We start from the raw sequence: 21,165 nt of genomic DNA, 5'->3' as shown, positions 1-21,165 counted from the left end.
AAGCAACATGCCAGCAGGGGCTGGCATGAAGGGATACTCACTTGGCGGTGAAGTGGCGATTAGCCGTGGTGCTTCTTCATGCGCTCTTGCATGCGTTCAGCCATTTTTGCCATGTTTTCTTTCACCTGAACTTTCTGTTCTGGCGTCAGAACGTTGAGCATTTCGTGCTGTGCTTTCATTCGAGAAATACGGCGCTCAACTTGTTGGTCTGACATTTTCTTCGCAAGGTCGCGGATAGCGGCTTCATCGAAGTTGTCGGCAAGAAGCAGTGTTTGCATCGCTTGACGGTCAGCCATCATTGCTTCTTTGTTTTTCGCTTTGTTTGCTTTCTTCGCATCACGGTTTTGTTCGCGAAGTGCATCAATTTTTTCTTCTTGCGCATCCGTGAGGTCGATGCCGCGTAGTAGGTGTTTGCCACCCATCATGCCTTCGCCACCGTGGTGTTTACCACCAAACGCCATGGCAGACATAGAACCCATCATCAGAGGCAGGGCGATAACGGTAGCAGCAATACGTTTAGAAAATTTCATGGTGTTTTCTCCGGTTTGTTTTTTTGTTGTGTCGTTTGATGGGAGTAACTTTATCGCTTGGGACGTAAACCGGTGTGCAGGCAAGGTAAACTTATGTAAAGCGCGGTAAACCTCCGCTTTACGCATGGAATCACATTCGAGATTGGCAGATACTGTATTCACACAACCTAAAGAGACTGGCTAAAGAAAGCCGCTTAGGTTGCTTGGGTATTCCCCTGACATTACTGATGAAGGCAATCACCGACCATGGCAAACATTCTCCTTATTGATGACGACACTGAATTGACGAGCTTATTAAAAGATCTTCTTGAGCTTGAAGGTTATTCCGTCAACATTGCCGACAACGGTCAGCAAGGCTTGGAAAAAATTGCCGTCGACACCGACTTGGTACTACTGGATGTCATGATGCCCGTGCTGAACGGTATGGAAACCTTGCGACGTTTGCGCGACCAATGGGAAACCCCCGTATTGATGCTGACCGCGAAAGGGGAAGAAATCGATCGCGTGATGGGCTTAGAGCTGGGTGCTGATGACTACCTGCCGAAACCGTTTAGTGACCGAGAGTTGCTCGCACGCATGCGCGCCATTTTACGTCGCACGGGCAAAGGCAATGACGAAAAGCGCAGCGACGATGTGCAAGAGAAACTTGAATACCAAGACATCGAAATTTTCCCAGGCAAGATGGAAGTGTATTGCCAACAGCAGTTGATTGACCTGACGGGCACAGAAACCGCGTTGCTGACCTATTTGGTTAGGCAGCCGGGCACCATTGTTGCGAAAGCCGATATCAGTTTGAATGTGTTGGGGAAACGCCTTGCGCCGTTTGATCGCGCGATTGATATGCACATCTCCAACATTCGCAAGAAACTACCTGAACGTGCTGACGGCAAACCGCGTATCAAGACCTTGCGTGGGCGCGGCTATTTGCTGGTGGAGGTGTAATGACGTTCTTCTTGTCGAAAATAAAATTCCCACGAATCAAAAGCCTTTATGGGCGCATATTTGCGATTTTTTGGCTGACATTATTGCTGGTGCTGATTGCTGTATTGGCTGCCCAACACAGTGACCCACGCCAACAGCGCAACTTGCCTGACGCCGTCAAAGTGAAATATACCGAGCTAGCGGAAGACATATCGCAGGATGTCGCCCGCAAGCATGGGAGCTTGCAGTCAAAGCTCAAAAAGATACAGAAAAAACAGCCTGAGCGTGCGCCGAGAAAACTCTACTTCACCGGGTTAGAGGGCGAGATGCTATTCAGCGGTCATCATGGCAGTAGCCGTGTACTGAAAAACTTCACCAGTGTGGCTGATAACCCTGAGGCACCCATGCAGCGTCTGTATGGTCGATGGATGTTGGCAGGGCCGTTCTTGATTTCTGACGGTGATGAACAAGCCTTGATGTACGTAGGAAAATTATGGCGAGAAGCGCCGCCATTCTACGTGCAGATTCTTGATAGACCCTTTCAATTGCTGCTGGTCACCATGGTGGTCAGTACCCCATTTTTGCTCTGGCTCGCATGGGCGGTGAGTCGACCTGCTCGTCGTCTCCAACAAGCGGCAGAACGCGTTGCTGAAGGGCGTTTTGAACTCGACCCTAGCCTTGAGCAAGGCCCGCAAGAGTTTCGTCAGGCGGGTGCGAGTTTTAACCAGATGGTGACAGCGCTGAATCAAATGGTCAGTGGTCAACAACGTCTACTTTCCGATATATCTCACGAGCTACGCTCTCCGCTTACGCGTCTTCGCATGGCGAATGCCTTGGCAATGCGTAAGCAGGGTGAAAGCGGAGATTTAGCCCGCATTGATACCGAAGCAGAACGCATGGAGCAAATGATTGCAGATTTGCTGTCGCTGTCACGCATGCAGTTGAACAGCCATGCCGAACGCGATGTGTTTTCGCTCGATGATCTTTGGCAGACACTGATGGAAGATGCTGAGTTTGAAGCGAGCCAATGTGACAAGCACTTCAGCTATCAGCCTTTGCCCAATGCGAACATTGAAGGTAATGGTCCGCTCCTGTGCAGCGCATTAGAAAATGTGGTGCGCAATGCCATCAAATACGCGAACACACAGATTAACGTGACGTTTACTGTTGAAGCGCGAAGCCTGCTTGTGGAAGTAAGCGATGATGGCAATGGTGTGCCACCCGAAATGCTCGAAGACATATTCAGGCCTTTTTACCGTGTTTCGACGGCAAGAGATCGCATCAGTGGCGGTACCGGGCTTGGGCTTGCCATCACTGATAGTGCTATGCGGCAGCACAACGGTCGTGCAGAGGCGCTGCTAAATGATAAGGGGGGATTAACCATTCGGTTAATTTTTAGCCTCGTCACACATTCATAGTCCTGAGAGCTTTTGCTGCATTATCTTTACAGTTGAATGTCTCATTTTAAAAACCAACGGCTAACCTTAGAACAGGTTGACGTCTTTTCGACGTCAATCTTTGTACCCCCTGCAGTTTATGCTTCTAAGGAATGGTTAGCTTATGTCCTCTTCAATGACGATAAAACAACGACTCACAATGTTTGTCGTTTTGGTGTGTGGTATCCAAATCGTGGTAGGCGCGTTTGTGTTCTACAAGTTGGCTTACATTGAGAGTCATGTTCAAGGTGTGGCTCACAGAGATATCCCTGTGTTAGCCGCTATCAGTAGAGCAACTGAACATCAGGTTGAGCAGCGAGTTCACTACAACAAAGCCTTTCGTTATGCCCTTGGAGTAGGGATTGAGCCGGGAGCTGAAGCGCAATACGCGAAAGAAAAGGCGTATTTTTATGAGCTCGGTGACAAGGTCATTAAAGACAAAAAAGAGATTAAAACGCTGTTGGCTGATGGCATTTTAAAAGGCACTGAAGAAGAAAAACTCGCGTTTACCGCCGCCGACAATAAGCTCAACGAGGCATCGGCGTTACACGCCAAATGGATGGTGCATGTTGAAGATGTTTTCAAAGAGCTGGAAGGTCAGCATTTTCACGAGGCCGAAGTGTTGGACAAGGTGGTCGGTGAAGAAGCTGAAACGACAACCAAGATGGTGGACAGCTTATTGTCCGACGTTGGTCAATTTACTGAAACCGCGGTCCTTGATATCGAAAAACGCGCCATCATCTTGGAATATACCGTGATCGGATCCGTCATTCTGGCGTTAGTGATAGCCATCATCATGTCAAAAATCATCCTTAGTCGTATTTACGCAGGCCTTAACAAAGTATCTGAAGCGCTTGCCTTGCAAGCGGCGGGAGACTTTAGTCGAGCAGGTGTGGTGGATGAACCTGGTATCATTGGTGTACTCCAAAAGAACATGGAAGGGACACGTAAAAGCACCAACGCCATGATTGCCAAAGTCGCCGATGAAGTGTCTGAAGCGGTGACAGCATTAAACTCGACGACAAATGCAGTAAAAAACAATGCGAGCGAGCAATCGAGTGAAATCCTTCAAGTCGCTGCAGCCTTCAATGAAATGTCTGCCACCGCGCAGGAGATTTCCAACAACGCGGCATCCACACAAAGTGCCACTGAGAATGCGTCAACCAAGTCGTCAGAGAGCATGCGTGTGAATGAAGAAGCGATGATTCAGACGCAACACTTGATTGAAAGTCTCTCACAGAGCAGTGCGGCGTTGAGCGAGCTGGAAAAAAACAGCAGTAACATTGCCTCAGTGCTGGATGTCATTAAAGGCATCGCTGAGCAAACGAACCTGCTTGCATTGAATGCGGCGATCGAGGCTGCGCGTGCCGGTGAGCAAGGGCGCGGATTTGCCGTGGTGGCCGATGAAGTGCGCAGCTTGGCGCAACGTACCCATGATTCAACGTCCGAAATTGAAACCATGATTGCGCAATTAAGTTCGGTGACCAAAGAAGCGGTTGAGACCATGGAGAAAAGCTGTGAGATGGGGGATAAAACCATTTCGCTCTCTCGCCAATCTGGTGAGTATCTCTCTCAGGCCAGCGAAGCCAGTGCGGGCGTGACTGACATGAACCTTCAAGTGGCGAGTGCAGCAGAACAGCAAAGCGGTGTGATTGAAGAAGTGAACGTTAACGTGAACAAGATTAATGACATGGCAGAGCTAAGTGCTCAGCAGATTATGAATTTGGTGGATGCAACGACAAAACTCAACCACATTGCCACCAACCTTCAAGCCTCTGTGGGTAAACAGGCTTAGCGACTGAATTCGTCACGGCGTGGCGAACAAAACGAAAAAAGCAGGCCTAGCCTGCTTTTTATCGTCTGCATTATCGGTAAAGGCGTTACATACCGCCTTTAAAACCAAGCTGACGCCATGCTTCGTAACAGATTATCGAGACGGAGTTCGACAAGTTTAAGCTACGGCTGCTCGGCATCATAGGAACGCGAATACGTTGCTCTGGGGCGAAATTATCGCGGATAGCATCAGGAAGGCCACTGGTTTCTGAACCGAACAGCAGCACGTCTTCTTCTTGATACGTTGCGTCAGTGTGGGGGCGGCTGCCTTTCGTCGTGCACGCGAAAATACGTCTGTCACCCATCGCTTCGAGAAACGCGGCATAGTTTGGGTAGCGAGTGACGTTGGTCAAATCGTGGTAATCCAAGCCTGCGCGACGCAGTTTCTTCTCTTCGAAGTCAAAACCCAGAGGCTCAATCAAATGAAGTTTGCAGCCCGTGTTGGCAGCCAGTCGAATGATATTACCGGTATTTGGAGCAATCTGAGGTTCGTAGAGAGCAATGTGAAACATAACGTTAAATTACCGCGCTAGAAAGGAAGAGGCAGTATAACCGTAAGTCAGGGGAAGTTGCAGGTTTCGGCGAGAATAACGTGGGCACTAAAAACAAAAAGGTGCTGCTAACAAAAAAGGAAGTGCTAGGCACTTCCTTTTTGATTGTGCGAGGCAAACTATCGTGGCATTAAGCCGTGATTAGTTTTTTGCTTCCGCAGCTGCTTTCGCGATAGCCGCGAAGCCTTCTGCATTCAACGCTGCACCACCGACTAGTGCACCGTCGATGTCAGGTTGTGCAAAGTAAGAGGCTGCGTTTTCTGGCTTAACAGAACCGCCGTATTGGATAACAACGTTCTTCGCCACGTCTTCGCTTTTCTCTGCGATGTGTGCGCGAATTGCTGCGTGGATGCGTTGTGCATCTTCTGCTGTTGCTGCTTTACCGGTACCGATAGCCCAGATTGGTTCGTACGCGATAACAGCGCCGTTAAGTGCTTCAACGCCTTGGGTGTTGATCACAGCGTCGATTTGACGTGCACATACCGCTAGGGTTTCGCCCGCTTCGTTTTGCGCGTCAGATTCACCGATGCAAAGCACTGGCGTTAGGCCGTTTTCTTTTAGGAATGCAAATTTCTTCGCAACGAACTCGTCAGATTCTTCGTGGTATTCACGACGCTCTGAGTGACCGATGATGATGTGAGTTGCGCCAAAATCTTTCAGCATCTCTGGAGAAATGTCACCAGTGAATGCGCCGCTTAGGTTCACGTCTACGTTCTGTGCACCCAAGATGATTTTGCTTTCCGCTTTGCCTAGCAGTTGCTCAGCAAGGTCCAAGTACATGACAGGTGGTGCGATAGCAACGTCAACACCTTCAACGCCTTTAAGCTCTGCGTCTAGGCCTTTGATCAGATCAGCAACCATGGTTTTGTTGCCGTTAAGTTTCCAGTTACCCATTACCAATGGACGGCGCATAGGAATTCCTCCGTAATCCAATTATCAATTCAACTGCTGGGAACGATAGCAGCAGACCCGCTAGCATTTCCTGCTCAAAATCATAAATGCCATCGTTTGTACGCGTTTTACGTGTAAAAGTGAACCTTTGAGTAACAAATTTTCGTTATAAATTTTCGGAATGGCGTTCTGAGAGCACTCCTTATGGAGGTGTGATCTGAGGTTAATTTCCTTCTCTCTAGTAACAATTGCTCGAAATGCTGGGGTACAGTGGCTCAATATCGTAACAAGGAGCAAGTTATGCCTCATATTGTCATGGAGTACAGCGATCCGGTTTCAGAGCGTGTGAACATCGGACAATTGCTAGAAGACTTACACCACACTGTGATTGGTAGCGGTGAGTTTGATGCCAGTGATACCAAGTCCCGTGCCTACGCGTGTCATGAGTGGCTCATTGGCGAAGCCGACAACCAAGAGAATTTTATTCATGTCACCTTATGGCTGCTAGACGGTCGCGATGAGGGTAAGAAATACAACCTGACACATGCATTGCTGGATGTGCTCAAACAGCATGCGAGTGACGTGGTGAGTTTGACGGTGGATGCAAGAGACATGGATAGACGCTGGTACGCGAAGGAAAAACGCGACGTGTAAGCAGGGCATGTATTTCTGAGGCAGGAAGGGCGTAAAAAAGTCGCGGTGGCGAACCACCGCACTGAAAATGTGTTTACCCTTCTACCGCCACCGTTTCTGTATCGCGACGAGGGCGAAATGGCGTGACGGTTGCCGTTGTTGCGGTGAGTGATTCTGGATCATTCACGGCAGTGGCAAAACGATCAAACTGACGCATCAATTCTTTCATCAGCAATGCATTCACGTGGTTGGGATTTTTACCCACCGCAATGACGTTGTTGATGTGGCACAGCTGCGCTTGAAGTTTTGGCTTCATGTGCTCGCTGGCGTTGTCGATGATGTCTTGGCTCATGTCCAATCTGAGTTGTTCCAAAGCTTGCGGGTCCGTTTCCGCTAACGCTTTTAATTCGTCGAATGAAGGCAACGTTTTCATGGCATTACTCCTCCGTCTGCTCATGACTTGCCCTAGACTATACGTTTAAAAAATGAGCGATCAATCACACTAATGGCTCATAAGTGAGACAGATCTGATCAATCAATTTGGTGTGTCTGAGCTGTGATACAGGTAATTGTTTGATACCAGACTGAAACATGGCATGCGCTAAAACTCAGTCTCAATAGAGAGACTTGAGTGTAAAAGCGATCGATTTTGCTTTGATGGGGACAAAGTGCCCTATCTGGTAAAGGCGTATTGGTGAGAGGGAGTGTGTTCGAGGATGGTCGATACCCTGAGGTACCGACATCAGAGAGGGCTTACCAGTATTGTTCTGTGGTGATGTTTCCTGGCTTGCGGCGTAAATTCTTTTCTAGCCCTTTTTGTTCCAACAAGGCGCGAACGTCCTTCACCATTTGTGGGTTGCCACACAACATGACTTGGCTATGCTCCGCAGACAATGGCAAGCCGACCAATCGCTCTAACATGCCATCTTCCAATGCATGGGTGATACGGCCTGACAGTGCGCCAGCTGTGGGTTCGCGACTGACAAATGGCTGCACAATGATTTGGTCGCTATGGGTATCTTTGAGCGCGTTAATTTCTGCTTGGTAGCTGAGGTCGGCAGAAAACCGCACGGCATGAACCAGTACGACTTTTCTAAATCGTTGCCAAACGTCGTCTTGCTGTAAAATCGATAAATACGGGCCGAGCGCGGTGCCAGTAGAGAGCATCCAAAGGTGCTCGCCTTGTGGAATTTCATCGAGTGTAAAGAAGCCAGCGGCATCTTTGGTGATCATCACTGAATCGCCAGGTTCAAGCGCATGGAGTTGCGGCGAGAGTAAGCCATCGGCGACGCGGGTTGCGTAAATTTCGAGGTACTTGCTGTCGGGCGAGTTTACATAGGAGTATGCGCGTTGGATGAGTTTCCCGTCGATTTCTAAACCGAGCTTGGTGAACTGGCCTGCTACAAATGGAGATACGTCAGCGTCGAGCACAAGGCTAAACAGATCCTTATTCCAGCGACGATTCTCGATGACTTCCGCTTTGATCCAATTTGCCATATGCGCTCCTTACTGTTCAGTGATGCGACCCTGACTCACAGGCTGCTTATTATTTTTCGTTCGTTACTCTCTCGACAAGATTTTGTAAGTACACCTGCGTTGCCCTTCGATGATGTGCTCCTCACGGGATACGTGATAGTGCTCACCGAGCAGGGTTTTAAAGATGTTTTTCTCTGATTTACACAAAGCTGGACAACGGGTTGCGGCTTGGCAAATCGGGCAGTGATTTTCGATCAACAAGAAAGCATCGCCATCTTGTTGTACCTCGGCCATGTAACCCTCTTTCTCTCTAAGATACGCCAAGGTTTCAAGTTTAGCCTTTAAATTGTGGCAATCTTTGAGCGCATCGCGGTATTGCTGCAACGTCTTTTCTTCCCGTTGCTGAATGACTTTGGCAAGACCTGCTTCCCCGAACAAACTCTCGACAGAATCAATCACGGAAATAGCAAGATCGCCATGGCTGTCTGCAAATCGGCGATGGCCTTCCGCCGTCAGTGACCAATGGCGTGTGGGGCGACCCACTTTGACGCGGATATCGCTAAAATCCAGAAGACCATCATCTTCCATTGCTTGCAGATGCTGACGAATGCCCATGGTGGTCATTTCCATTTCATCTGCGAGCACACGCGCACTGATCGCGCCTTCGCGTTTAATTTTATTCAGGATTTTGTCGACTGTTTTCATCGCGTTTCGCTACTCCCCGTTGATGACCCATTATGAAGTGCGCAAGCTAAATAAAGCAATGTCTTTACTTATTTATTGTAGCAGCGTGGTGTTGAGTGAGCGCTGAAGCACGGCGTTTTTGCCGTCGCGGGGTAAGTGTTGGCGCTCAGAGTGTGAAGTTTGTCATGCAACTGAGAACGTATGTCGCAAGGGTAAAAATCAACAAGAAAAAAGGGCCGATAGCCCACTGTTCTCTCACAAAATAAAGCCGCGTAACTACACTGCATCGATGTTCAGTGAATCGATGTTAGCACGCCGTTGTTGGCGGCTAGCGTGTCCGAGGAGGCCAAATGGCTGATAAAAAAGCCTTTCCTGTAAAGAACCTTTTAATTCTGATGCTGGTGGCAGGTGCATTGATTGCTGCCGCATATTTTTATGTGCGCCATCAAGCACAATACCCCAGCACGGATGATTCCTACGTGCATGGCAATATCCTCTACATTGCGCCGCAAATCAGTGGGCAACTGACGGAGGTGGATGTCACTGATTTTCAATATGTGGATAAGGGCATGCTGCTCGCTCGGATCAACCCAGCGCCTTATAAAGCCCGCTTGGAACAAGCACAGGCTGCGTATGAGAGTGCAACTGCCGCGAATAAAGCGAGCAGTGATGCCATTGTTGGGGCGAGTGCCCAAATCCGCGCGGCCAGTGCTCAGCTTGTCGACACGGAAGAAAAGTACCGACGTAACATGGCGCTGGTGGCTAAAGGATTATTGCCGAAACAAGATGGCGATGATTTGAAAGCGGAGCTTGCCGCCGCGAAGAATAATTTAGACGTGGCGCGCTCGCGGATGTCTCAGCTTATCAGTGAACAAGGTGCAGTGGGCGAAGCGGCACCGCAAGTGAGGCAAGCAGCGGCGGCTTTGTCGGAAGCTTCGTTGAATCTCTCGTACACCGAAATTGTTGCGCCATCGTCAGGGCGGCTAGGGGATGTGAACGTGCGCCCCGGCAGTGTGGTTGCGCCTGGGCAGGCCATGATGCCACTGATTGAGGCAGATTCGTTTTGGGTTCAAGCCAACTTTAAGGAAGACGATATTGGGCATATCCAAACCACCATGCCTGCCGCTATCGTGCTAGACATGTACCCTGATGTCACCTTCAACGGCGTTGTTGAAGCCATCTCTCCTGCTAGCGGTTCTTCTTTTTCTTTACTGCCGCCAGAAAATGCCACGGGAAACTGGGTAAAAGTGCCGCAGCGTTTTCCTGTGCGCATCAAACTGGATGACAACGTGAACGCCTCGCCATCAACACCCATGCGGGTGGGGGCGAGTGCGACGGTGACCATAGATACGCTGTCGCGTGAAACCACTGCGGCGAAATAGGCATGGAGGCCAATACTGCGGCGAGCTCGGATGCGATAAAGCCGCTAGAAGGAACCACTCGCCTCATGGTGACCTTGGCGGTGATGTTGTCTGCCATCATGGTGCTGCTCGACATGACCATCGCCAATGTGTCGTTACCGCATATGATGGGAGCGCTCGGGGTAACGTCCGAACAAGTCACCTGGGTGCTGACGTCTTACTCCATGGCGGAAGCCATTTGTATTCCACTGGCGAGCTATTTCAGCTTGCGCTTTGGTGTTCGAAAGCTGCTGCTGGTGTCTGTCACTGGCTTTGTGATCATGTCGGCACTTTGCGGGCAAGCCGACTCACTGACCGAGATGATCATCTTCCGCATTATGCAGGGGGCGTTTGGTGCGTCGGTCATTCCACTCTCTCAATCCATTATGGTGCAGATTTACCCCGCCGAAGAGCGCGGCAAAGCCATGGCGTTGTTCTCTGTCGGTGTCTTGCTGGGGCCCATTTTAGGGCCAACAGTGGGCGGGGTGATCACGGAACACATGGATTGGCGCTGGATTTTCTATGTGAACTTACCGATAGGTGCATTGTGTCTCACGCTGCTTGCTATCTTTGTGCGCATTGATGGCCGAGATAAAACCACGGTCGATTGGCCGCTGGTGTTTGGGATGGCGATTGGTATTGGTTTGCTGCAAATGGTCTTGGAGCGCGGCAATGAAGACGGATGGTTTAGCTCTAACACCATCTTGTTTGCGTTTGTGATCAGCATGCTTGCGTGGGCATTTTTCTTGGTGCGCTCGTTCAAAACCAAAGGCGACATTGCACCAATGTGGCTGCTTAAAGACCGCAACTTGTTGGTGTCTTGTTTGATCATGACAGGTTTCTCGATGGGCATGTTTGGTATCACCCAATTGCAGCCCATGATGTTGGAACAACTGCTGAATTACCCCGTAGACACCACGGGGTTTGTCATGGCACCGAGAGGCGTGGCTTCCGCCATTGTGCTCCTGGCCATTTCACGGTTTATCGACCGCCTCGATCCTCGCATGTTGATCACCATAGGGCTTGTTCTCAATGGCATTGGCAGCTTTATAATGATGCGCTATTCACTCGATATAAATGTGTATTGGGTGCTGATCCCTAGCATCATTCAAGGGGCTGGCATGGGGTTAGTGTTTGCACCGCTGAGCCAATTGGCTTATGCGACGCTCGCGCCGAATCAAGCGGTGGGCGGGGCGGTGGTGTTCAACCTTTGCAGGACGTTGGGCAGTTCTTTTGGTATCTCGATCGTGAATACCTATTTCAGCCAGATTCAGCAAAAAGAGTGGCACGCGTTAGGGGCGGGCATTACGCCGGATAACCCTGTCGTTCAGCACCTTGCTGCCTCTCAAGGGAAAACGGTGACCGATCCAAGCTTCATTGCGAGCGTGACTAACATGCTACACGAGCAATCAACCCTGCTGGCGTTCGTGTACACGTTTGGGTTCATCATGGTGTCGTATTTTGTCTTAATTCCTCTTCTGACCCTGTTTAAAAAGCCGGAGAAGAAACCACCCAAACGAACATTGCCATCCTGACACCTGCAAAAAAGCACGCTAAATAGCGTGCTTTTTTTCACTGACGATCAGCGTATGCGCTAACCGATGAGCGAGCGATTAAAGAATGATGGCTTTTACCGCGTCATCTTTACGCTCTAGGTAGTGAATCGATTTAATACGGCGGATAGTGCGGCACTTACCGCGAATAAGCAGTGTTTCAGTGGTCGCGATATCGCCTTTGCGTGTGATGCCTTCCAGCAAGTCACCTTTGGTGATACCCGTTGCAGAGAAAATGACGTTGTCGCTGCTTGCCATGTCTTCCATGGTCAAACGGATATTGGTGGTGATGCCCATTTCTGCACAGCGCTCAATTTCCACTTCGCCCATGCGACGGTTTTCTTCGTTGTCTTCTTTGACTTCATGACGTGGAATCAAACGGCCATTCATGTCGCCGCCCAGCGCGCGGATAACCGCGGCAGACACCACACCTTCTGGTGCGCCACCGATGCCGTACATCACATCCACTTCGCTGTCTGGCATACAAGTGAGGATGGATGCCGCAACGTCACCATCAGGGATCGCGAACACCTTCACGCCCATTTCTTGCATTTCACGGATGGTGTCGTCGTGGCGTGGTTTCGCCAGCGTCGTGACCACCAATTCGTCCAAGGTTTTGCCAAGCGCGTTAGCGATGTTGATCAGGTTGTCACGAAGTGGAAGGTCGATGTTGATAACGCCTTTCGCTTCAGGGCCAACACACAGTTTTTCCATGTACATGTCAGGGGCTTTTAAGAAGCTGCCTTTTTCCGCGGCGGCCAATACTGCCAATGCGTTAGATTGGCCCATGGCTGTCATGCGTGTGCCTTCGATAGGGTCGACTGCAATATCAACCGCATCGCCGCCTAGACCGACTTTTTCACCGATATACAGCATCGGTGCTTCATCGATCTCGCCTTCACCAATGACAATTTCACCTTCGATTTCGGTTTTGTTCAGAAGAATGCGCATAACCTCAACTGCAGCACCATCAGCAGCGTTTTTATCGCCGCGGCCAAGCCATTTGTAACCTGCCAGTGCTGCGCCCTCTGTGACGCGTGAAAAAGCCATCGCTAAATCGCGTTTCATCCGATCTCCAGTGTTCTCATGAAGTGAAATAGAAGCTAGTCGCCGCCGTGCAATAGTGCGAAATGAGGCCGTGCGAGTAGCTGAAAAACTCGGCGCGGATTTTACCATAAGCAAAAAGGAAACGTTTGCGTTTTTGAGACAAGAAACGTAACGCTCACCAGATATCCGCGAGCGTTACGTTTAAGGTGCTGAGCTATTGAGCGGTCACGGCAAGGTTTAGTGGTCTTCCCAGCCTTTAGAGCATTCAACCGCACGCTGCCAACCGCGGTGACGGCGTTCGCGTTTGCCGTCATCTTCACAAGGTGTGAAGCTACGATCCAATTCTGACTTGTTCATGAGCTCGTCAATGCTACTCCAGAAGCCCACGGCTAAACCTGCAAGATAGGCAGAGCCTAGCGCGGTCACTTCGGTGACTTTCGGACGTTTTACTTCCGTGTTTAATACGTCGGATTGGAACTGCATCAGGAAGTTGTTGGCCACGGCACCGCCGTCCACTTTCAGTGAATCGAGCTTAATACCTGAATCGGCTTCCATCGCGGTCAATACATCAAGGGATTGATACGCGATGCCTTCCAGTGTGGCGCGAATGATGTGGTTTGCATTCACACCACGTGTGATCCCTACGATGGTGCCACGTGCATACGGGTCCCAATGCGGCGCACCTAGGCCGGTAAATGCAGGAACAACATATACACCATTGCTGGTATCCACTTTCGTCGCAAAGTATTCCGAATCGCTCGCATCGCTGATGAGTTTCATTTCATCACGTAGCCATTGGATAGACGCGCCGCCCATGAACACAGCACCTTCTAGCGCATACGCGACCTCGCCTTTCGGTCCGCACGCTAGGGTGGTGAGAAGTCCATTGTTTGACGTCACTTTTTCTTTGCCCGTGTTCATGAGCAAGAAACAGCCTGTTCCGTACGTGTTTTTCGCTTGGCCCGGTTCGACACACATTTGACCAAACAGGGCAGCTTGCTGATCGCCCGCAATCCCGGCGATAGGAATACGTGTGCCGCCTTTACCGCCAATGTTGGTTTCACCATAAACCGTGGATGAGGCTTTTACTTCTGGCATCATGGATGCTGGGATCCCCAATGCTTTGAGCATGGTTTCATCCCATTCCAGCGTGTTGATGTTGAACAGCATGGTACGGCTAGCGTTGGTGTAATCCGTTACGTGAACACGCCCTTGGGTCATCTTCCAGATAAGCCAAGTATCAACAGTACCAAACAGCAGATCGCCTTTCGCAGCAAGTTCATGCGCGCCTTCAACATGGTCGAGGATCCATTTTACTTTGGTGCCAGAGAAATACGGGTCAACCACAAGGCCCGTTGTTTCGCGAATGTAATCTTCGTAGCCATCCGATTTGAGTTGTTCACAAATCGGGGCGGTACGGCGGCACTGCCATACGATCGCGTTATAAATCGGTTTGCCAGTATGGCGGTTCCACACAATGGTGGTTTCGCGTTGGTTAGTGATACCAATGGCTGCGACTTCGTCGGATCGGATACCTGATTTCGCCAGCGCTTCAACCAATGTCGCGCTTTGCGTGGCCCATATTTCAAGAGGGTCATGTTCCACCCAGCCTGATTGCGGGTAGATTTGCGTAAATTCGCGCTGGGCGGCGGTGACTATGTTCGCGTCATGATCGAGGATAACCGCACGAGAGCTGGTGGTGCCTTGATCCAGTGCGACGACGTATTTCTGTTCCGTGCTCATAGGTGGTCCTCTTTGTTTCCTCTAAACAGCATAGCGCTAAGAATTCGGTTATTGGGGTAGGTACGAGACCCATTTCATGCTCGTGGTCTTGGCTGCCACGATAATCGTACCTGCTACTTTAGAGACGAAACGGATTTCGTGAAGTGTTTGCGCGTCTAAATGTGCGTTCGCTCATTATTTATGCAATATGAATGCGCGATTGAGCATTCACAGGGTGAATCTGGGTGTCATTAAAGGGAACGTGAGACGAAGTGAATAATTTCCGGTGGTTTTTTAGGGGGCAAAAAGAAAAGGCTGACACGATGAGTGTCAGCCCAGCCGATACCGGCAAGTCTTGGAATACTCCAAGAGAGATACGATCATGTATACGGTACCACGTTAAAAGTGAATATAAATTGAGTGAGATCGCATTGTTAGTCAAAATGGTGGCAAGATAACCTGAATTGGAAATAAAGGCGGTATGAGAAAATGTTAAAAGTGCCGCTTTTTTGTTCGCTTGTGATCTAAAAACGTATTAGAAAGGTGCGGCTTGCGCCATGCCCCGTTAGAATAGGTTTTCTGGGACGCACAAGGTGAAGAACCCTTATCGGGCAAGCCTTGGCGAGATTTAGTTGGATGAGAAAGGTGGCCTTGATGTCATTGGAAATTTTAGAGCAGCTTGAAGCCAAAGTTCAGATGGCAGTGGATACCATTTCGCTGCTTCAAATGGAAATCGAAGAGCTTAAAGAAAAAAACGTAACCTTGGGCCAAGAAACGGACACTGTTCGTGAAAGCCGAGATGCATTAGAACAAGAAAATGCGCGTCTTCGCGCGGACCAAGAGGCATGGCAACAACGCATTCGCAGCCTGCTTGGTAAGATTGAAGAAGTAGAATAAAAAAACAGAGCCGATGGGCTCTGTTTTTCTTTGTGCCTCACTGTTTTCACTGGGGCACATACCCAAAAAGACCTGAATCTTACATCTTCAGGCGATTGGGTAGACAACACATCAACGTTCACGCCAATGTGCGATTATTCAATGTCGATAGGCTCTTGAGAAAGAATAACACCTGTCGTGTCGGCATAGAGGTGATCTTCAGGAATGAAGGTGACGCCACCAAAATTCACAGGAATGTCGGTATCACCCACGCTTTGGTTGTCTGCACCAACAGGAATGGATGCCAGCGCTTGAATACCAATATCAATTTCATCCAGCGCATCAACGTCGCGTACACAACCGTAAACCACTAAGCCTTCCCAGTTGTTTTCTGCCGCTAACGCAGCAATGTCTGCATCTACGATAGCGCGGCGTAATGAGCCACCGCCGTCGATAAGCATGACGCAACCTTCGCCATTACGTTCAGCCACTTGGCGGATAAGTCCACTGTCTTCAAAGCATTTCACAGTGACAATTTGACCGCCAAAAGAGCTTCGGCCGCCATACGTGCTCATCATAGGTTCAAGCACATCAACCTGATCGAGGTACATGTCGCACAGTTCAGAGGTATTGTATTCCATAATCAGACTTCTTCTTGGGGCGTAAATGGCCGGAAGGCAAAATAGTGACGGTTCGAGAAAAGCTCACCGCCACCCTATGTCAAAAAAGTATAACGACAAGGGAGGGCATTGCAATGACTCAAAACATAAATCGGAGGCGCAACGCCTTTATGTACGAGGATGTCTTAGCGAACTAAGACACCGATAGCGAATAAACAATTGGTCAGCAATGCCACTTTCACAATGTCAGCCATCATCGGGCGCAAGGTTTCACCATCAGGCGATGTCCACACGGCTTTACCATGTTTGAGGGCGAGCGGCAGCGCCAGTATAAACAGCCAGCCAGTCAGAGGTGCATGCTCTAATAAGGCGTAAAGCGAAAAACACCCAAAGGCACCTGCCAGTAAAACTTGATGATAAACACGACCCCATCTTGCACCCATGCGCACGACCAAGGTGTGTTTTCCGCAGGCTTTGTCGTTATCAATATCACGAAGGTTGTTGATGTTCAGTACACCCACCGCAAGTAAACCACAGGCAGTCGCAGGCAAAAGCACCGCAGAGCTCAGTGAGCCGGTCTGCAAGTAGTAAGTGCCCGCCACACCGAGCCAGCCAAAGAAGATCAACACGGACAAGTCACCAAGGCCACGGTAGCCGTAAGGTTTGTTGCCAACGGTGTAGCAAATCGCCGCGACAATGGCGAGCGCCCCTAAACCAATGAAGCTCAGAATATCAGCCGTTTGATCAAAGGCGGTCAGCACCAATGCCGCACCGGATAGAATGGTGAGTACGATGTTCAGCGCCATGGCTTTTTTCATCGTGGTGGTGGTGACCAAGCCTTGCTGAATGGCACGCTTAGGGCCTAAACGATCGTCATTGTCTGTGCCTTTGACGGCATCTCCATAGTCATTGGCAAGGTTGGAGAGGATCTGCAACAACAATGCTGTCACCAAGGCGAGCAAGGTAATGGTGATAGAAAAACGGTCAGTTTGGGCTGCAACTGCACTGCCACACAGGATGCACGCGATGGCGAGCGGCAGTGTTTTAGGACGCGCAGCGTCGAGCCAAGTTGAAAGAGTGATTGAAGACATAGCCATGCAGTACCTAAAGAATCAGGCGACATTATTGGCATTTTTTGCACTATCGGCAATGTTGAAGCCCAAATTAGCCGTGATAGTGATGACATAGGGCTTGGTGGGCAGAAATAAAAATAGGCAGCCTTGGCTGCCTATTTTCTGCTTACTGTCTGATAATCGTAAGGATTACAGAATGAAGCGGCTCAGATCTTCGTCATCAACCAGCTCTTCGAGGCAGTTGCGCACGTATTCTGCGTTGATCTCAACAGATTCACCGCCACGTTCGCTCGCGTCAAAAGAGACTTCATCAACCAAACGCTCCATCACAGTGTGTAGACGACGCGCACCGATATTCTCAGTACGTTCGTTCACGCGCCATGCTGCGTTCGCGATTTCTTCAATGCCGTCTGGCGTGAAGGTCAGGTTCAATTGCTCTGTGCCCATCAGTGCAGAGTATTGCTCTGTCAAAGACGCATTTGGCTCAGTCAAAATACGTTGGAAGTCAGACGCGGATAGCGCTTCAAGTTCAACGCGGATTGGCAAACGACCTTGCAGCTCAGGAATCAAATCCGATGGGCTTGCCACTTGGAAAGCACCGGATGCGATAAACAGGATGTGGTCGGTACGTACCATGCCGTGTTTGGTGGAAACCGTGCTGCCTTCAACCAGTGGAAGCAGGTCACGCTGAACGCCTTCACGTGATACGTCTGGGCCTGAGCTTTCGCCACGCTTACAGATTTTGTCGATTTCATCGATGAAGACGATGCCGTTGTTTTCAACCATGTGGATAGATTGGTCTTTCAATTCTTCTTGATTAACCAGCTTGGCAGCTTCTTCTTCCGTCACGGCTTTAAGGGCATCTTTTAGCTTCATTTTGCGCTTTTTCGACGTGTTACCACCACCAAGGTTTTGGAACATGCCTTGCAGCTGGCTGGTCATTTCTTCCATGCCTGGAGGCGCCATGATTTCCATGCTCATTTGCGGTGCAGCAACATCGATTTCGATTTCTTTGTCGTCAAGCTGGCCTTCACGGATTTTCTTACGGAAGCTTTGACGTGTGCTCGAATCCGTTTTTGGCTCTTCAGATTGTCCCCATGCATCGCGCGGCGGCGGCAGCAGGACATCGAGAATGCGCTCTTCAGCCAGTTCTTCAGCGCGGAATTTCACTTTTTCCATCGCTTGCTGGTGGGTCATTTTTACTGCAACGTCAGTCAGGTCACGGATAATGGTTTCCACTTCCTTACCCACGTAGCCCACTTCGGTGAACTTGGTGGCTTCAACTTTGATGAACGGCGCGTTCGCAAGCTTTGCGAGACGACGTGCGATCTCAGTTTTACCGACACCAGTAGGGCCGATCATCAGGATGTTTTTAGGCGTCACTTCTGCGCGCAGATCTTCATCCAACTGCATGCGACGCCAGCGGTTACGAAGCGCAATCGCAACGGCACGTTTAGCTTTGGTTTGACCAATAATGTGACGGTCTAGTTCAGACACGATTTCGCGTGGGGTCATTTCAGACATGCTGGGATCCTGCTTAGTAATCAAGTTCTTCGATGGTGTGGTGCTGGTTGGTGAAGACACAGATGTCGCCAGCAATGGTCAGAGATTTCACGGCGATTTCGCGTGCATCAAGCTCTGTGTTTTCTAGCAATGCAATGGCCGCAGCCTGTGCAAAGTTACCGCCTGAACCGATGGCGATCATATCGTGCTCTGGCTGAACCACATCACCGTTACCGGTAATGATCAGAGACGCGGTTTCATCCGCAACACAAAGCAGTGCTTCTAGCTTGCGCAGTGCACGGTCAGAACGCCAATCTTTAGCGAGCTCAACCGCGGCTTTGGTCAAATGACCTTGGTGCATTTCCAGCTTACGCTCGAAACGTTCGAATAGGGTGAAGGCATCAGCGGTGCCGCCAGCGAAACCTGCCAGTACTTTGTTGTTGTATAGGCGGCGAACTTTGCGGGCATTGCCTTTCATTACGGTGTTACCCAGTGACACTTGGCCGTCACCGGCGATCACAACTTTGCCGTTGCGGCGGACTGAAACAATCGTTGTCACGGAAGAACCTCTTCGTTTTGCTCTGGCTTATAACCAGTATGGGTTGTTAACAACAGAGGTGGGGATGGAGAAAACTAAATTCAAGGGGAAAAGCAGGGATGAAACCCTGCTTTATAGGATTTTTTCGCCGAAAAACCGGATTAAATCAGTTCCAGTACCAGATTGCGCAAGGTTCTATGCCTGCGCGGCGCAGCATGTTGCGGTCGCGTTCTGCTTCGCGTTTGAGCGGGTAAGGCCCTAGAACGACGCGATACCAGATGCCTTTTTCGCCTTGGCTGGTTTTGACATGGCTTTCTAAGCCTTGGAAAGCAATCATGGCTTTACGCTCATCGGCTTGGCTCGAGCTTCGGTAAGCACCGCACTGCATCAGGTAAGGGCGGCTCGATACTTCTTGCTCGTTCGCTTCGACTTCGACTTCTTTGTTTTCGAGCTCTTCAATGTATGACCACTTTTCTTTGGGCTGTGGTGGCAAGGTTTCTTTTGCCTTTTGGCTTGAAGAGGACGCTTTAGAGGCAGGTGCGGGTTTCTCTACTTTCTGTTCAGCAGGTGTCGTGTTTTCCGGTGGCGTGCTGGTGGCGAGGAGGAAAAGGCCATAACCGAATGCGCCCACGAGTAAAATAGCGATAATCGCCCACTTTAATGGGAAGGCCGCTTTTGGGGGGGCTTTCTTGGTATTTCGGGTCGGTTTACGCGGCGCTTTGCCACGTTTGACATAATCTCTGGTTGCCACTTATTTGCGTATCTTTTCTTCGAATGGATGCTATATGGTACTGGCTTGCTCGAAAGCGCGCCAGTACCGATAGACTGAGTTTAGCGTGATGGTGGTGCAACACTCTCACGAACAACCAGTTGTGCATCCAGCAAACGTGAGCCTGCTTGCACATCGTTGCCTTTGAGGATCTTCAACAGCATCAACATGGCTTGGCGGCCAATGTCATAACGCGGTTGAGATACCGTGGTCAGTGCAGGGTCGCAGTATTCCGCAAATTGAATGTCATCGAAGCCGACAATCGAAATGTCATGCGGAACACGGAAACCGAGGCGCTTGGCTTGTTGCATTGCACCAATTGCCATCACGTCCGAGTGACAGAACACCGCGGTGGGCGGTACTGGCAAAGACAACAGTGATGTCATGGCGCGTGCGCCAGCCGCAAAGCTGAAATCACCCGATACGGTATAGGCAGGGTTAATGGTGATGCCACCACGACGCAGCGCTTGCTGATAGCCTTGCACGCGGAATTGCGTCAATGCTGCATCTTTTAAGCCCGTGATTTGCGCGATTTGCTTGTGACCCACTTGGGTTAAGTAGTTCACCGCTTCAAACGCAGCCGTCAGGTTATCGATGTGCACTGTTGGCAATTCAAGTTCTGGCGCGTATTCACAGGCCATCACGAGAGGCGGTAAGTTTTTCTGCTCTGGTTTACTGACGTCAAAAGGAAGGTCTGTGCCTAAAAGGAGCATACCGTCAGCTTGCTTCGTAAATACCAGGTTCACGAAAGAACTTTCGCGACTGTCTTGTTGACCACTGTCACCCAGCAACACGAGGTAGCCGTGTTCCATCGCTGCTTCTTCGATACCACGAATGATTTCGGTGAAGTAAGGGTCACAGATGTCTGGGACGATAACCACGATGGTTTTCGACTCATTGCGTCGTAGGTTGCGCGCCAATGAATTGGGGCTGTAGCCTGCTTCCATCACAGCTTGTTCGACTTTCTTCCGTGTCGATGCCGACACCTTTTCAGGATTCATCAAGGCGCGGGATACCGTTGCCGTTGAAACGCCGGCCAGATGGGCAACATCCTTCATTGTCGCCATAGTGCTATTCCTCTTGCTTAATGTGTTTGGCAATGCTTCCCC

The 21,165-nt window shown here is 50.0% G+C and carries 21 protein-coding genes; 7 read left to right on the top strand and 14 right to left on the bottom strand.

What is annotated here, in order from left to right; genetic code table 11:
• Positions 1-59: 59 nt before the first annotated feature.
• A complete protein-coding gene (locus tag EQP46_RS13950; protein ID WP_192545513.1) occupies positions 60-530 on the bottom strand; it encodes a Spy/CpxP family protein refolding chaperone in 471 nt (156 codons plus the stop codon).
• A gap of 246 nt (positions 531-776) precedes the next feature.
• Here EQP46_RS13950 and EQP46_RS13945 point away from each other — a divergent pair, with 246 nt between their 5' ends.
• From EQP46_RS13945 to EQP46_RS13935, 3 genes are all read left to right on the top strand, one after another.
• Complete coding sequence (locus EQP46_RS13945; RefSeq protein WP_129494247.1) at positions 777-1,472, top strand: response regulator; 696 nt, start codon at positions 777-779, stop codon at positions 1,470-1,472.
• Positions 1,472-2,869 carry an envelope stress sensor histidine kinase CpxA gene (gene cpxA / locus EQP46_RS13940; protein WP_129494246.1) on the top strand — a complete coding sequence of 466 codons (1,398 nt, stop codon included), beginning with the start codon at positions 1,472-1,474 and terminating at the stop codon, positions 2,867-2,869. The genes EQP46_RS13945 and cpxA overlap by 1 nt, the downstream gene beginning before the upstream one ends.
• Positions 2,870-3,011: 142 nt before the next feature.
• Positions 3,012-4,682 carry a methyl-accepting chemotaxis protein gene (locus EQP46_RS13935; RefSeq protein WP_240671737.1) on the top strand — a complete coding sequence of 557 codons (1,671 nt, stop codon included), beginning with the start codon at positions 3,012-3,014 and terminating at the stop codon, positions 4,680-4,682.
• Positions 4,683-4,767: 85 nt separating this feature from the next.
• On the opposite strand, the gene trmL is transcribed toward EQP46_RS13935, so the two are convergent.
• Both trmL and tpiA read right to left on the bottom strand, forming a co-directional pair.
• On the bottom strand, positions 4,768-5,232 hold the full coding sequence (gene trmL / locus EQP46_RS13930) for a tRNA (uridine(34)/cytosine(34)/5-carboxymethylaminomethyluridine(34)-2'-O)-methyltransferase TrmL (protein ID WP_129494245.1): 465 nt from the start codon (positions 5,230-5,232) through the stop codon (positions 4,768-4,770).
• Between the two features lie 180 nt (positions 5,233-5,412).
• Positions 5,413-6,183 (bottom strand): triose-phosphate isomerase, encoded by a 771-nt coding sequence (gene tpiA / locus EQP46_RS13925; protein ID WP_129494244.1) that lies wholly within the window; start codon positions 6,181-6,183, stop codon positions 5,413-5,415.
• Between the two features lie 279 nt (positions 6,184-6,462).
• Here tpiA and EQP46_RS13920 point away from each other — a divergent pair, with 279 nt between their 5' ends.
• Positions 6,463-6,816 (top strand): 5-carboxymethyl-2-hydroxymuconate Delta-isomerase, encoded by a 354-nt coding sequence (locus EQP46_RS13920; protein ID WP_129494243.1) that lies wholly within the window; start codon positions 6,463-6,465, stop codon positions 6,814-6,816.
• A 73-nt stretch (positions 6,817-6,889) separates the two neighbouring features.
• On the opposite strand, the gene EQP46_RS13915 is transcribed toward EQP46_RS13920, so the two are convergent.
• The 3 genes from EQP46_RS13915 to EQP46_RS13905 all read right to left on the bottom strand — a co-directional run bounded on the left by EQP46_RS13915 (position 6,890) and on the right by EQP46_RS13905 (position 8,976).
• A complete protein-coding gene (locus EQP46_RS13915; protein WP_129494242.1) occupies positions 6,890-7,228 on the bottom strand; it encodes a DUF3135 domain-containing protein in 339 nt (112 codons plus the stop codon).
• A gap of 320 nt (positions 7,229-7,548) precedes the next feature.
• A complete protein-coding gene (locus tag EQP46_RS13910) occupies positions 7,549-8,292 on the bottom strand; it encodes a ferredoxin--NADP reductase (protein WP_129494241.1) in 744 nt (247 codons plus the stop codon).
• A gap of 63 nt (positions 8,293-8,355) precedes the next feature.
• A complete protein-coding gene (locus EQP46_RS13905) occupies positions 8,356-8,976 on the bottom strand; it encodes a helix-turn-helix transcriptional regulator (protein WP_102317269.1) in 621 nt (206 codons plus the stop codon).
• A gap of 329 nt (positions 8,977-9,305) precedes the next feature.
• On the opposite strand from EQP46_RS13905, the gene EQP46_RS13900 reads away from it, so the two are divergent.
• The gene (locus EQP46_RS13900; RefSeq protein ID WP_129494240.1) at positions 9,306-10,337 is read left to right on the top strand and encodes an HlyD family secretion protein; all 1,032 of its coding nucleotides are present in this window, start codon (positions 9,306-9,308) and stop codon (positions 10,335-10,337) included.
• Positions 10,338-10,402: 65 nt separating this feature from the next.
• The gene (locus tag EQP46_RS13895; RefSeq protein WP_129494356.1) at positions 10,403-11,890 is read left to right on the top strand and encodes a DHA2 family efflux MFS transporter permease subunit; all 1,488 of its coding nucleotides are present in this window, start codon (positions 10,403-10,405) and stop codon (positions 11,888-11,890) included.
• A gap of 78 nt (positions 11,891-11,968) precedes the next feature.
• Here the strand turns inward: EQP46_RS13895 and glpX are convergent, their stop codons facing one another.
• Both glpX and glpK read right to left on the bottom strand, forming a co-directional pair.
• On the bottom strand, positions 11,969-12,976 hold the full coding sequence (glpX, locus tag EQP46_RS13890; protein WP_129494239.1) for a class II fructose-bisphosphatase: 1,008 nt from the start codon (positions 12,974-12,976) through the stop codon (positions 11,969-11,971).
• 216 nt (positions 12,977-13,192) lie between these two features.
• Positions 13,193-14,698 carry a glycerol kinase GlpK gene (glpK, locus tag EQP46_RS13885; RefSeq protein WP_129494238.1) on the bottom strand — a complete coding sequence of 502 codons (1,506 nt, stop codon included), beginning with the start codon at positions 14,696-14,698 and terminating at the stop codon, positions 13,193-13,195.
• A gap of 633 nt (positions 14,699-15,331) precedes the next feature.
• Here glpK and zapB point away from each other — a divergent pair.
• Positions 15,332-15,574, top strand: a complete 243-nt coding sequence (gene zapB, locus EQP46_RS13880; RefSeq protein ID WP_129494237.1) for a cell division protein ZapB — start codon at positions 15,332-15,334, stop codon at positions 15,572-15,574.
• Positions 15,575-15,708: 134 nt separating this feature from the next.
• Here zapB and rraA read toward each other — a convergent pair whose 3' ends face one another.
• The 6 genes from rraA to cytR form a co-directional block, all read right to left on the bottom strand.
• Positions 15,709-16,194, bottom strand: a complete 486-nt coding sequence (rraA, locus tag EQP46_RS13875) for a ribonuclease E activity regulator RraA (RefSeq protein ID WP_129494236.1) — start codon at positions 16,192-16,194, stop codon at positions 15,709-15,711.
• Between the two features lie 164 nt (positions 16,195-16,358).
• On the bottom strand, positions 16,359-17,264 hold the full coding sequence (locus EQP46_RS13870) for a 1,4-dihydroxy-2-naphthoate polyprenyltransferase (protein ID WP_192545512.1): 906 nt from the start codon (positions 17,262-17,264) through the stop codon (positions 16,359-16,361).
• 171 nt (positions 17,265-17,435) lie between these two features.
• Positions 17,436-18,770, bottom strand: a complete 1,335-nt coding sequence (gene hslU / locus EQP46_RS13865) for an HslU--HslV peptidase ATPase subunit (protein WP_129494234.1) — start codon at positions 18,768-18,770, stop codon at positions 17,436-17,438.
• A gap of 13 nt (positions 18,771-18,783) precedes the next feature.
• Positions 18,784-19,308 (bottom strand): ATP-dependent protease subunit HslV, encoded by a 525-nt coding sequence (gene hslV / locus EQP46_RS13860; protein ID WP_017009572.1) that lies wholly within the window; start codon positions 19,306-19,308, stop codon positions 18,784-18,786.
• Between the two features lie 145 nt (positions 19,309-19,453).
• Entirely contained in the window at positions 19,454-20,038 is a 585-nt protein-coding gene (locus tag EQP46_RS13855) for an SPOR domain-containing protein (protein WP_129494233.1), read from the bottom strand.
• An 80-nt stretch (positions 20,039-20,118) separates the two neighbouring features.
• Positions 20,119-21,156: a DNA-binding transcriptional regulator CytR gene (gene cytR / locus EQP46_RS13850; RefSeq protein WP_276320902.1), complete on the bottom strand. Its 1,038-nt coding sequence runs from the start codon at positions 21,154-21,156 to the stop codon at positions 20,119-20,121.
• Between the last annotated feature and the right edge of the window lie 9 nt (positions 21,157-21,165).

The sequence above is a fragment of the Enterovibrio baiacu genome (genome assembly GCF_004120195.1).
Classification (GTDB): Bacteria; Pseudomonadota; Gammaproteobacteria; order Enterobacterales; family Vibrionaceae; genus Enterovibrio; species Enterovibrio baiacui.
This window is presented reverse-complemented; position numbering and strand designations above follow the sequence as displayed.